Consider the following 12,930-nt stretch of genomic DNA (forward strand, 5'->3'; position numbering starts at 1 on the left):
TGGTACTAAAAGGAGCCGAGACAGAATGGTTGTACATACTAACCGTGTATCCAATGAAGAAAACACAGCAGCAAATTCAACAAACATGAATCAGGTAATAAGCAAGTCTGATATTGCAGCCAAGACCATTTTTATGACAGGTAGTACAGGTTTTATTGGCAAAGAAACGGTCAAACAACTCACGCAGGGAGACGCACAATTGCTCTTGCTGGTTCGTTCGGAACAGCGAGCCAGAACTGTGCTGAAGGCTTATGGAGTGAAGGATTTCGAACGGATTACCTTTATTACAGGTGATTTGTCCATTTCGGGTCTTGGCCTTACCGCAGCGGGTCGGGAGCGTGCTCTTGAAGCAAATGTGATCATTCATGCGGGAGGAACGATGGACGTCACTTTGGAACGAAAAGTAGCCGAGCAGATATTCATGAACGGGGCCAGAGAACTGGCACAGCTAGCACAGGAAATCCATCGTACTCATGGATTGAGACACTTTATCCACGTTGTTGGTTATATGAGTCCTTATGGAGAGCGGAATGAACAGGGGAATTATCTACAGGTTGAGCATGTGGATAACAATGAAAGTGCATATGAAGAGATGAAGTTCCATGCCGATCTGCATATTCGCGAGCATGCAGAACAGCATCGCTATCCCTTATCCGTTGTAAATCCGAGTACAGTGGTTGGGCCACGTCCCACAGGTGAAACCGAGCAAACGGGTGGGATTGGACTGCTCATTCATGCGATTCAGAAAGGACTTATGCCGGTAGTGCCGGGAGGTTCATCCTATTGGTTACCGCTTGTGGAGAATGACATTGTTGCAGAGACACTAGTTTTTCTATCCAGGGAAGCTGCTCCAGTCGGAGGAACTTATCCGCTATTGGCGCGGAGGGAAGACAGTCCCAATATGAAGGAACTGCTGCAACTCTTGGCGCAGCAATTGGACGTACCCAAGCCCAAAGGGGCTGTGCCATTACCGTGGATTCAATGGATCATGAAATCAGGTGGTTCACGCATCAGTGGTGTTCCAGCGGAGTCGGTTGCTTTTATTACCAACAGGTCATTCCCGGTTGAAGAGACGGAGGCTCTGTTCACACGTATGGGGCAATCCTGGCCGGACATCCGGGAACAGCTTCCGCTGGTTACAGCCGATCTGGACTATCGTTTTCGGTATACGCCGTTACCTGAGGGTTTTCCGACAGATTATATTCGGTCTCGAAGTGGAAATATGGCTATGCTTGGTTGGGAGGGTGAGGGAGAGCCTTGGATTATTGTACATGGTTTGCTTCAATCTGCGGATGAGATGTTACCTTTAGGAAAACAGCTTAGGGACCGGACCGGGAACCCGGTATGGTTAATCGATCTCGCTGGATTCGGACGGTCCCCGGTACATCAGGGGGATGAAGCGTTTGAAGGTCAGGTGGATGCACTGCTTACGGCTCTTGGTGAGTTTGAAGGTCCGGTGAAGCTGGTTGGTCATTCGATCGGGGCTGCTATTGTAGCTGCGGCACAGATGCGTAGCGGGCGGACAGACATTCGACTGGGGTTGCTCCAGCCAGTTGCCAACAACTCAAATCCGAATGTCCTAAGATGGGTTTCCCGTTTACCAAGAGGGGTGATACGCTCCCTGCTGCGTGGCAGATCGGAGAAAAGTTGGAATCAAATGTTCAGTTCACATAGCGGCGTAGGCGACAGCAGTGTTATGGCCGAGGCCATGGGCAAGAGAATACGCTCCAGTCTCCAGTCCCCTCGTATTGCAGGAGCACATGCAGACTTGTTGCGCTGGATCCACTCGGGTCAGAGGAAAGGCGCCAGATCAACGTTGTGGGCGAAAATGGAAAGTCAGCATTATGCCAAGAATGTATTAGTTGTGTGGGCCAATCAAGATCAGGAATATCACTATCCCCAGGATATGAACTCACAGGTCAAACGGATAGATGTCCCCTATGGACATTACTTTCCGACGTTTCGGTGTAAGGAAACAGCTGCAATCCTCGCCCAATGGGCCGATACCTTGAGGTGAGTTCAGGTTTGGACATGCAGGAATCCCGTGCTAATTGTCGAAAGGGTCAAGTCGACTTTTGAGAGCTGAACCAAAGACAGGAGAGATGAATGTATGAGCAAGCAACGTGTGGAAATCAGTAAAAATGTGCTAACGGAATGTCTCGGACTGCGCAGTGGAGAGAATCTGGTGGTTGTCGCAGACGATATGAAGCGGGATCTGGCTGAATCCATCTATGAGGCAGGCAAAGCACTTGGTGCAGAGTCGGTCCTGTTAATCATGGAGGAACGCAGCAGATCTGGAGAAGAGCCACCGGCGCCGATTGCAGAGGCCATGATTCGAGCAGATGTAGCCGTGTGTGTAACGCGATATTCATTAACACATACCCAAGCACGCAAAAAAGCCGCTGCTTCAGGGACCCGAGTGGCAACCATGCCTGGCATGACAGAGGATATGTTTATGAACGGAGCCATTACAGCTGAATATTCGCAAGTAAAGGCGTTGACCGAGAAGGTAACGGCTCTATTAACCGCAGGTCGCCATGTGCGAATAGAGAAGCAGGGCCATAGTCTTTCCTTTTCCATTGAAGATCGTAACGGTGTACCAAGCACAGGTATGTATTTGAACCCTGGTGAATCGGGCAACTTGCCGTCAGGAGAAGCTTATATTGCTCCCGTTGAGGGCAAGGGTGAGGGCAGTATTGTTGTAGATGGTTCCGTTGCTGGAATTGGGGCACTCCGTGAACCGATGTTATTGACCGTTAGTGAAGGACGGTTGGTGTCAGCTGAAGGACCTGATGGGGCTCAATTACTGGAAACGCTGGGTGAGGGGGATGGTCGTTTTCTCGGCGAATTCGGGATCGGTACCAATAACAAGGCACGAATCACGGGTGTGGTGCTGGAAGATGAGAAGGTGTACGGCACAATTCATGTGGCCTTTGGCAGCAATAACACTTTTGGTGGAACGATTGCTGCAGGTGTTCATATTGATGCAGTTGTACAAAAGCCGGACGTGTACATCGATGACAAGCTGATCATGAGTCAGGGTGAATTGGTAGAATAACTACAGCGAAGGAAATTGGGCATGTCCACAACGTGTCCCCAGTAATGGATAACTGAAGCGGAAATTCGGATTTTACGTCAGATTTACAAACAAATACACAACATGTCCACATTAAATTAATGAATATCCACATGAAACGCTAAAGATATCCACAGCATGTGTGCAATATGTGCACAACTTATCCACAAATCAGGTATAACTCGTGTTTTCATCCGATAAAACAGTCGTTTTGGAGTAATTAAACAAGTTATCCACAGGAATATCGCTTTTTTGTTCCAAGTATTTGAAAACATAGAAACAGATCCATAATATATGGGGATAAAAAAGACCAAAAATCGGCATAAAGCTGATCTTTGGTCTTTTTTTGAATATAATTTTTCAATCCGATGTCAGGTTACTTACGCTCAATATTAAAACGACTGATTTCCACCACCCTCCACAGCAGGGCAAATGAGCAGAGCGGAGACAGCAACCGTAATGCAACGTCTGTTGAAGTTGGCAAAATTGATCTGAAGCCTAAACATTTGGTCAAAAATAACCGATACACCAAAGTAACATCTAGTGGGACGAAAGTACCTGTGGTGACTTGGTGAATGCGAACCACAAGCAGGTCACTTAGCCAAATAAAGTGCTCTTCATGTGGTTTTGTTTTTATATTTTATAATGATCTGATTATACGGAATGAGAGGATATGGGGATAACTATGGACGAGGGAATGCAATATATTAATTTTTCGGTAGGAGACCAGATCTTTGCACTACGAATTGATGAAGTTCATGAGATCATCAGAATGGTGCAGGTGACAACAGTTCCATTTGGAAGCCCGGAGATCCGAGGTTTTGCTTCGCTGTACGGTAAGGTCGTTTCGGTGGTGAGTCTTCGTGTATTGTTAGGCATGCCAGACCAGGAGGATACCTCTTCTACACGTATTATTGTGGTGCCTTACAAAGGTGGATTTGTACCGCTGATCGTAGATATGGTCGATTCTGTCGTAAGTTACGATCGTTTCGAGGAACCAGCTGAGGAACACCGTCGTTTCATGCTTGGCGTTTTTGACAAAATCGGGTTCTGTGAAGATCATCGTGCAGGTATTTTGAACCTCGATGTATTACTGGGCAGCTTGATCAGATCATAGGAGTAAAAGATCCGTAATTCTTTCAATATTCAGTATTATCCTTCGGTTTACCCAAATGTTCCTCATCCGCTTTTCGGGAGAAGGGACATTTTTTTGTGCCGCTAAGGCGTTTTCAGACACGCCCTAACCATCGAAATAGCCACTTTTTATGGGCAAAGGTTTTTAAATCCGGTCATTTTCGTATATGATGGAGAGTAACAATGCGAAGGGATGACGGGAGACTTTAATGATGCAATCGCTGTATGGAGTATGGCTTGGTGACGTATTTTTTTGTTTTTCCGGTGAAACATCGGAACCACGTGTGGATGCATGGAGCCACGTGGTAAGAAGGTTGAATTTTGGCGACGGAGGTCGTCTGTTTCAGCCTGCCGCTCTGCGTCTTGCGGAGCTGCGCTGGCCGAATCCGCTAAGGAACACGGCTGAAGCGAAGAACACGAAGCGGCGTCAACTGCTGGGACGCACATTGGAAGGATTGGCAGTCTCGCCTAAGGATGCCTTCAGGCTGCTGCTGCAATGGGATGACCGTTTGTTAAATGCAGCCGGAATTCAGGTTGGAGAAGAGATGCGTTACTGGATCAAGGCGGCGCAGTTCACACAGGAGCTGCTGTTGCGGGGAGCAATTGCTCCATCGGCTGAATTCGCAGCAAAGACCGGAGCACGGCGACGGACCGGACAAGAGACATTAACAGGTGTATGGCGGCCACGCTTGCAGCAGGAGGAGGACATCGAACGCTTCCGCGATCTTGCTGAAGCGATGCCTCCGATTGGATTGGCTGCTCCTGGAGCTTATGCTTCATTGGAACCGGAAACGCGTGAAGAAGCAGGGGCTGCGGTATTATTTTCATTCATGAGTGGCATGATTCATGCTGTGGTGACAAGTGAACTGGAGGGCATGGACAGTGAACTGTCCCGTTACCGCACCCCATATCGACGCGGATCTTCGCCAGTAGCCGAACTCTGGTGGAACAGTCTGATCTCGATGTTCCGTCCTGTGACGGTGCAAGGGCCGACGGACGATATGACAGCGTTTATTCATACGTTGCAAGAAGTTGGTGGAACGTCAATGCCAATCGTGGGAGCAGAAGAGATGGCACCTGCTAAAGGCCAATTGAAGCTGGTGCTCCGCTTGGAGCCACCGCTGGGCGAACAAGAAACGATCTGGGGAATCAGCTTTTGGGCGGACAGTGAGCAGGAACCAAGCTTGAGGTTGCCTGCACGGACTATCTGGGCACATCCAGAGCGAGATCTGGACCGGGGGAAGGTGTTATATACCTCGGCGGCAGAGCAATTATTGATGGCACTCGGGCAAGCAGCAGAAATGGCACCTGAACTGGAGACGGCGCTGCTTACCGCTCGTCCGGAGGAAATTAAGCTGGAGCAGCAGGGTTTCTTTGAGTTTCTCACGCATGCGGTTCCACGTTTGCAGAAGGCCGGGATAACCGTTCTCATGCCTTCAAGGTGGAGTCGAGCCGGGAAACGTCGTGCGGGACTGCGTCTGCAGATGTTGAATCGGGGAACAGAGCGGTTGCCTGGAGCCACATCGGCACTGGGCATGGAACAATTGGTTGCTTTCAAAGCGGAGCCTATGCTGGATGGTAAACCGGTCACAGCGGAGGAACTGGCAGCATTGGCTGAATCCACAGTTCCGTATGTCATGTTCCGTGGTGAATGGATTGAAGTGGATACAAAAGAGATTCGCCAAGTCCTGCGTTATATGAAAAAAGAAGAAGAACAATATATGCCTCTCTCCGAATGGCTGCATCTGGCAGCGGATGAAGGGGAGGATTCCGCATGGAAGGGCCTCTCCGTCTTTGGTGCCGAATCTGATGGGATGCTTGCTTTCCTGCTCGATGGACAGGTGCTTCGCAGTATTGAGCCTCGTCAGGTTCCGGCAGAATTGCATGGTGAACTAAGACCTTATCAGGAACGAGGTTACCAATGGTTATCCGCGATGCGTGAGCTGGGCTTTGGCGTATGTCTCGCGGACGATATGGGACTTGGGAAGACGATTCAAGTAATTACCTGTCTGCTAGACCGCAAACACGAGGAACGCCAGGCAGCTGAAGAGGAAGCCCGTGAGAATGAGCTGTTGAATGGATCAGATCATTCTTTCCCGGCGGATCAGCACACGCATGAGCAGCCTGTTCATCTGCCTGCACTTATTGTGTGTCCTACCTCGCTGCTTGGAAACTGGCAGCGTGAGCTGAAGCGGTTTGCCCCGGATCTGTCGCTATATATTCATCATGGCGGACAACGGCTGCACGGGAACGAATTCCAGGCAGAAGCGCAGACGCATGACATTGTACTGACGACCTATCATCTGGCAGGCAGAGATGGCCCGGATCTGGCTTCGTTGCACTGGTCCACCATTGTGCTGGATGAGGCACAATATATTAAGAACTACCGTACCAAACAAGCGCAAAGCGTAATGCGCCTGTCTACACTTCATCGTATTGCGATGACGGGAACGCCTGTAGAGAACCGGCTCAGCGAACTTTGGTCGATTTTCCAGTTTCTCAATCCGGGGTATCTGGGCACAGCTTCATCGTTCCGCCAGCGGTATACAGGACTGGGGCCATCCGAAGAAAATGCAGCATCCTTGCGTGAGCTTCATCGACTGGTATCTCCATTCATGCTGCGCAGGCTGAAAAGTGATCCGGATATTCGCAAGGATCTGCCAGAGAAGCTTGAACTGAAATCCTATTGTTCTCTGACGCCGGAGCAGACGGTGTTGTATCAGCGTGTGGTGGATGATCTGATGGGTGGTCTGGATGGCAGAAATGGCATCGCCCGCAAGGGAATTGTGCTGTCCTCTCTGACCAAGCTCAAGCAGATCTGCGATCATCCGGTGCTGGCGGACAGCAATCGGAAAGACCACGGCAAGGCTGAGGCATCCGGTAAGATGGAACGATTGCTTGAACTGCTGGACGCCATCCGTGATAACGGGGAATCGGCTCTGATCTTCACGCAGTATGTTGCTATGGGAGATCTGCTGGTATCGAGGTTGAAACAGCGATATGAGGAAGAACCTTATTTCCTGCATGGTGGTGTGTCGAAGGCGCAAAGAGATGATATGGTGGAGACTTTCCAAAAAGGAGAGGGGCCGTCCATGTTTGTTCTATCTCTTCGTGCCGGAGGTGTAGGTCTGAATCTGACACGCGCGAGTCATGTTGTTCACTATGATCGGTGGTGGAATCCTGCGGTTGAGAATCAGGCGACGGACCGTGTATTCCGAATTGGACAGAATCGCAACGTGCAGGTGCATAAGTTGATCTGTCAGGGAACACTGGAAGAACGGATTGATGAGCTGATTGAGAGCAAGAAGGCACTCTCCGAGCAGGTCGTTGGTTCGGGTGAGAACTGGCTGACCGAGATGTCGGATGATGAGCTGCGTGGTCTGATCTCTCTTCAGGGTGAGACGTGGCTGTGACCTTGAACTTTCAGAGGAATATAGATGTGGAGAAAGGGGGATTATTGTGAGCGAAAAATGGAAGATCGAGCTGCATATGTCCCCCGGTGGATGGACAGCAGAAGTAAATACAGCAGCGGAAGCGGACCAGGAAGTTTCGGTTTCCGCTTCCGCTGCTGAGGGCAAGACCGGATCGGCCGCAGGCATGTTCACGGTCACGGGAACGCCCGCGCGACTGAGCGAAGCCCAGCGCGAGGCTGTACTGGCTCAGCTGCGCAAGCGCCCGCTGACGCTGTACGCCCTGCTGCGCGGCGGCCCGGCGCCCGAGGAACTCGCCGGGCTGCTGCCGGCTACGCAAGCGTCCGAGGGCTCGCCAGGCGCAGCAACGGCCAGCGCGGCCGTGGCGTGCACCTGCGGCCGCCCGAGCTGCGCGCATGCCGCGGCCGCTGAGCGCGCCGTAGCTGCGCGCCTCGCGGCCGAGCCGCTGATGCAGCTGGCGCACGCCGGCCTGCCGCGCGAAGCGCTGCTCGCCGGCGTGCTGGGGGCATGGGCGGATGAACTCGCCCATGATCCCAGCTGCCCCGGCCGCGCAGCGGAAACGGCTGGCCGCCCGCAAGTGCGGGGCGGCGAAGGCGGCGCTGCCGTCGGCGAGTGGATCGCCGAGGCCGCCGCGGACGGCGCCATGCACCAGCCGGGGCCGGGCTTTGGCGCCGTTGAGGTGCGCCTCGCGCAGCCGGGCAAGCCGCCGGCCTTGCCGGAGCTGACGGCGCTGATGCCGGGCGTGCCGGCCACCGCAGGGCTGGATTTGATCCGCGAGCGTGTAGCCGCGCGGATGTGGCAGGCTGTCCAGAAGAAGACAGACAGTCCGGCAACCAAATGATGCACCCATCAGAGCGGGGGAGATCTCAGATCACCCCTGCTTGTTTTTATTGCAGCATGTTGCATTATTTGATTTAATTCATTTCCCGGTACAAGATGAATTTTGTCTTTATCCAACAATGCTAATGCTCATTAATAAAGTGCATCTCGGTATAATCAATTTTTTGCATATTGGATATATGAAGGTATATTCCCATTTCAATTCAATTGTGTACAGCACGGGGATGTTGCTCTAAAAGTCCAAAAAACGATCATACAGGCTGTACAGCCCGTATAAGTTCATTCGGATCTCTTCTAAAGGAGGTCTTTACCGGTGGAGCTTCGCTCCCAATTAAGGTATACTGTCGCAGGGAACATTGCACGCAGAGAACTATATAACATTTATATTATTGTGATAGGAGTTTTTACATGAAATCAACTACAGGAAGACAGCGCCGCATGGTGGTTATGCTGTCCTCATTGATGATATGCGGAGCATTGCTTGCCGCGTGCCAGAACGGTTCAGGCACAGAGGAGAGCCAGAATCCGAATGGAACAGGTAACACACAACAGGAGACGGACGGCACTACGGTTCATTTTACGGAGGATAAAGGAACGGATGGCGACAATGCTGGCGGGGATGACACATCATCTTCTGGCAACAGCGGTGAAGGCACGGATAGCGAGTCTGGGAATGCTTCAGCGGGCGAAGGGCAGGGCTCTTCGGACAATGGTAATGGAGCGACAGGGGAAGATCCATTGCTGGAGAAACGCAGTATCAGCGCACTGCAAACGACGATTGATGCACAATCTGTGGTGACCAATGCCGAGTCTATGACCGTCATTGTGAACAAACAACGGAGTCTGCCTGACGGTTACGAGCCGGACGATCTGGTAGAGCCGAATGTACCGTTCTCCTTCGACGAACCACACGAGAAGCGGCATATGCGCAAGGAAGCTGCGGAGGCACTGGAGAAGTTGTTTGCAGGTGCAAAAGCGGATGGCATTGAGCTTCGTGCGGTGTCCGGTTATCGTTCATATCAGCGTCAGGTATCCATCTATAACAATAATGTCAAAACCAAAGGTCAAGAATACACAGATCGTGTGAGCTCTGTGCCAGGCCGAAGCGAACATCAGACGGGTCTTGCCATTGATGTATCCAGCCCGAGTGTGGGCAATGTGCTGGAAGAGGTATTTGGCACATCGAAGGAAGGCCAGTGGTTGGCTGAACATGCTGCAGAATACGGATATGTCATCCGTTATCTGCAAGGTGAAGAAGATACCACAGGTTACGTCTATGAGCCTTGGCATATCCGGTACATCGGTACAGATTTGGCACCGGATGTGGCGAAGAGCGGGTTAACTCTAGAAGAATACTTCGATGAGGCTAATATCAAGTTGTAATTTGGATGTTTCATCCTTAAAGAAAAAGACAAGATACTATTTCTCATAAATCCCCGAATGAACCGTCCTTGATCTAACCAATGGGCAGTCATTCAGGGGATTTTTTTCTGTGCAAAAATGTTAATGGATTTAAGATAGAATTAAACTTGATTCCATTGTCCGAGATGATGGGGGACTGATATAATTCATGTTTAATCTGAAGAGACAAATACAACCAAAGCGAGGGACGAGAGAATGAGCAGACAGCAGGTTTTTACGGGCTCCCCATGGGAACCGTTGGTGGGATATTGCCGTGCAATCCGTGTAGGGAACCGAATCGAAGTGGCGGGTACAACCGCGATGCAAGATGGTGTAGTTGTTGGAGCAGGTGATCCGTATGCACAGACAAGGTTCGTTTTGCAGACGATCGAGAATGCACTGAAAGAACTGGGGGCTGACATGTCGCATGTGGTGAGAACCCGGATGTTTGTGACCGATATCTCCAGATGGGAGGAAGTTGGCAAGGCACACGGTGAATTTTTTGGACAGATCCAGCCTGTAGCCACCATGGTTGAAGTTAGCGCACTCATTGATCCCTTGTTGATGGTTGAGATTGAAGTGGAAGCGATTGTTGAAGATGAAACCCAAGCCGGTTGATTCTGACCGTTATCCGGAAGATATCTAAGGAACCCAGGACGTCTTATTTGGCGATAAGGTCCTCTTTCTAAAATGTAAGGAACATCAGACACGTTATTTCCCAAATTACTCTGATAAAAATGCTAAAAACAGCTATTAATTCAAATTAACGTGCCTGAGATTCCTTAGATTTCTGCGGGTACTTCAAATCCTTGAATAAGATGCCTCAGATTCGTTAGCGTTAACTCCGCTTGCTCTTACATTCGGTAAGCAATGTATTTCGTATGCAGTGCACATCGCACGTGTCTGCTCCGGACAAGTTTCAGATAACCTTCGGTTTGAAGCAGTTTGTAGACACACTCTAAAAACCAGAACCAAAACAAAAACCAAAAAAAACCAAAAAATAACCTTATCCATGCCTGTCAAAAGACAAGCGGATAAGGTTATTTTGAATTGACTTCGCCGCCTGGCCGCACGGCTGAGTTCTTGATGCGCCAAACTCATGACACCGCGCGTCAGGAGCTACATGCGGATGGCTGGTCATTATGATGCTCCACACTCATGACCCCGCGCTAAGCGATGTACACGGTCGTCTGCAACAACATATAACATGTGTTTCAGCCAGACGTTTTTCCAATCGTATTATTTCGCTTCCAGTTCTGCTGCAGGTGTTTCAACAACCACTTTCCAAGCTGTTCCGATTGGAGGCAGGCTACGCGTCAACACAGGGCTGTAGAACCCAATGACTTTAGCGCCTTTGGTCAGTTCTTCAGCTTTCACCGTCTCACCTTCGTGGTTCACGAGCAACGTGTCTTTAGCAATGTTCAGCACGACATGGTCAGGAGCGGTTTCTGTTAACCGTGTACCTGTAATCTCAATCTGTGAGATGCTGCCTTCAGCTGATGTTACATTTTCAATTGTACCCGCTGTACCCAGAAGCTCTTTAGGTTGTGCCTCAGATGCTGTAGCCGCATCCAACACAGTGACTGTATAGGTCGGCGTTTGTGGTGGCAGACTGCGGGTGGTGATCAGGGAATGCTCAGCTTCCACGTTCATGCCAATGGCCAGATCAGTCAGTGCAATCTCTTTTCCCTCAACTGAGATGAATTTTGTCTCATCGCTCAGATTGAGCACAATACCATCCGTACCTGCACCGCCAATCTGGATGGACTGATATTTATCTTGGTTCGAGATTCTGGTAATGACACCACGTTCAGTAACCGTCTTCACGTCCTCTTCACTCGAGATAGTCACCTGATTTCCTGTTGTGTTCACTTGTCCATGCAGTGCTTTCTCAGCAAAAGAAACCGGTACATACAATTTGCCGCCTGTGATTTCGGGCGCTGTACCCAGCGTGAGCAGCATTTTATTCACGGAATATTGATCCTTGCCTGTGATTACCTGTGTCCAGAGAGCACCACGAGTCAGCTCTGCAGTTTTAGTTTCTTTATTCCATTCCAGTTCAATACCCAGTGCGTCGGTAAGATCACGCAGCGGGATCATGGCTACTTTGCCATCTTTGTTCCAATAACCATCAGAGATGGTTGCACCATTCACGGATACGTTTACTACACTCGCTGCGTTACTATCTGCTGAAACGGATGTTTGATGGACTGGTTTTGTGTTGTCCAGTGTTGCTGCATAAGCGGCTCCACCACCCAATGCCATGGATAGGGCCATCAGTGCACTTACTTTTTTCATGTTGTTGTTCATCAATATTCATCCCTTCTAATCTGTGTACTGACGCGGTAAAATCTTCCTTAGGGCCGCGCTTCAAGTTAATAGACGGGACAAATCGTCTAAGTGTTGCAGTTGAAATGCAATGAATGTAAGCGGTAGGTTAGTTTAAATTAGAAATATCGCTTGTATTGCAGGTTATCCGCAGCAGGATCAGGTTAATTTCAGGTAAGTGGCCAAACCTTTGTCCTATTTCACATTCAAGTACGAGGAGGAACGGATTAGATGAGTGATATGTTGGTAGCGCTCTATCGTTTACCGGAGCAAGAGAGTGGACTGAGAATGCTGGAGGAATCCTCCATTGTGATTCGAAGAGCCATTGCCCCAGAGAAACAGCTTGTACTGGATTGGGTGAGGTCACATTTTAGTCAGGCTTGGGTAGATGAATGTGATGTCGCTTTTGCGCGTCAGCCGGTGTCCTGTTATATTGCGGTTGAGCATGGGAAAATGATTGGATTTGCCTGTTACGAAGCGACATGTCGCAACTTCTTCGGACCGACCGGTGTGAGCCAGGATGCACGAGGCAAAGGTGTAGGCACAGCCTTGTTACTGGCCTGTATGCATGCGATGAAGGCGGACGGTTACGGGTATGCGATTATCGGATCAGCGGGACCTGTGGATTTCTATGCCCGGACGCTGGGTGCAGTGAAGATTGAAAATTCAACGCCGGGTATTTACGAAGGTATGCTGCGGGCAGACTAGACAATAATGATG

Annotated in this window: 9 protein-coding genes; 8 read left to right on the forward strand and 1 reads right to left on the reverse strand. The window is 50.1% G+C overall.

Translation table 11 applies throughout. From position 1 onward, the window contains the following. Nucleotides 1-25 precede the first annotated feature (25 nt). The 7 genes from MHH92_RS02930 to MHH92_RS02960 all read left to right on the forward strand — a co-directional run bounded on the left by MHH92_RS02930 (nucleotide 26) and on the right by MHH92_RS02960 (nucleotide 10,500). The gene (locus MHH92_RS02930; protein WP_340901796.1) at nucleotides 26-2,017 is read left to right on the forward strand and encodes an alpha/beta fold hydrolase; all 1,992 of its coding nucleotides are present in this window, start codon (nucleotides 26-28) and stop codon (nucleotides 2,015-2,017) included. Between the two features lie 93 nt (nucleotides 2,018-2,110). After that, entirely contained in the window at nucleotides 2,111-3,058 is a 948-nt protein-coding gene (locus MHH92_RS02935) for an aminopeptidase (RefSeq protein WP_340901797.1), read from the forward strand. A gap of 703 nt (nucleotides 3,059-3,761) precedes the next feature. Continuing rightward, a complete protein-coding gene (locus MHH92_RS02940) occupies nucleotides 3,762-4,193 on the forward strand; it encodes a chemotaxis protein CheW (RefSeq protein WP_017690859.1) in 432 nt (143 codons plus the stop codon). Nucleotides 4,194-4,419: 226 nt separating this feature from the next. Beyond that, nucleotides 4,420-7,623: a DEAD/DEAH box helicase gene (locus MHH92_RS02945; protein WP_340901798.1), complete on the forward strand. Its 3,204-nt coding sequence runs from the start codon at nucleotides 4,420-4,422 to the stop codon at nucleotides 7,621-7,623. A gap of 46 nt (nucleotides 7,624-7,669) precedes the next feature. Then, nucleotides 7,670-8,482 (forward strand): hypothetical protein, encoded by an 813-nt coding sequence (locus tag MHH92_RS02950; protein WP_340901800.1) that lies wholly within the window; start codon nucleotides 7,670-7,672, stop codon nucleotides 8,480-8,482. A gap of 407 nt (nucleotides 8,483-8,889) precedes the next feature. Then, nucleotides 8,890-9,864: a M15 family metallopeptidase gene (locus MHH92_RS02955; protein WP_036668590.1), complete on the forward strand. Its 975-nt coding sequence runs from the start codon at nucleotides 8,890-8,892 to the stop codon at nucleotides 9,862-9,864. Nucleotides 9,865-10,098: 234 nt separating this feature from the next. Further along, nucleotides 10,099-10,500 carry a RidA family protein gene (locus MHH92_RS02960; protein ID WP_076332718.1) on the forward strand — a complete coding sequence of 134 codons (402 nt, stop codon included), beginning with the start codon at nucleotides 10,099-10,101 and terminating at the stop codon, nucleotides 10,498-10,500. Between the two features lie 621 nt (nucleotides 10,501-11,121). Here MHH92_RS02960 and MHH92_RS02965 read toward each other — a convergent pair. Continuing rightward, the gene (locus tag MHH92_RS02965; RefSeq protein ID WP_340901803.1) at nucleotides 11,122-12,192 is read right to left on the reverse strand and encodes a copper amine oxidase N-terminal domain-containing protein; all 1,071 of its coding nucleotides are present in this window, start codon (nucleotides 12,190-12,192) and stop codon (nucleotides 11,122-11,124) included. Between the two features lie 249 nt (nucleotides 12,193-12,441). On the opposite strand from MHH92_RS02965, the gene MHH92_RS02970 reads away from it, so the two are divergent. Beyond that, on the forward strand, nucleotides 12,442-12,918 hold the full coding sequence (locus tag MHH92_RS02970; protein ID WP_036668593.1) for a GNAT family N-acetyltransferase: 477 nt from the start codon (nucleotides 12,442-12,444) through the stop codon (nucleotides 12,916-12,918). Nucleotides 12,919-12,930: the final 12 nt, after the last annotated feature.

Origin of the sequence: Paenibacillus sp. FSL M7-1414, from assembly GCF_038003195.1 — a bacterium.
Taxonomy (GTDB): domain Bacteria; phylum Bacillota; class Bacilli; order Paenibacillales; family Paenibacillaceae; genus Paenibacillus; species Paenibacillus amylolyticus.

Excerpts from the sequence above, each read along its gene's own strand:
- MHH92_RS02960 (WP_076332718.1), top strand. The coding sequence starts at position 10,099 with ATGAGCAGACAGCAGGTTTTTACGGGCTCCCCATGGGAACCGTTGGTG.
- MHH92_RS02965 (WP_340901803.1), bottom strand. The coding sequence starts at position 12,192 with ATGAACAACAACATGAAAAAAGTAAGTGCACTGATGGCCCTATCCATG.
- MHH92_RS02945 (WP_340901798.1), top strand. The coding sequence starts at position 4,420 with ATGATGCAATCGCTGTATGGAGTATGGCTTGGTGACGTATTTTTTTGT.
- MHH92_RS02930 (WP_340901796.1), top strand. The coding sequence starts at position 26 with ATGGTTGTACATACTAACCGTGTATCCAATGAAGAAAACACAGCAGCA.
- MHH92_RS02935 (WP_340901797.1), top strand. The coding sequence starts at position 2,111 with ATGAGCAAGCAACGTGTGGAAATCAGTAAAAATGTGCTAACGGAATGT.
- MHH92_RS02940 (WP_017690859.1), top strand. The coding sequence starts at position 3,762 with ATGGACGAGGGAATGCAATATATTAATTTTTCGGTAGGAGACCAGATC.
- MHH92_RS02970 (WP_036668593.1), top strand. The coding sequence starts at position 12,442 with ATGAGTGATATGTTGGTAGCGCTCTATCGTTTACCGGAGCAAGAGAGT.
- MHH92_RS02955 (WP_036668590.1), top strand. The coding sequence starts at position 8,890 with ATGAAATCAACTACAGGAAGACAGCGCCGCATGGTGGTTATGCTGTCC.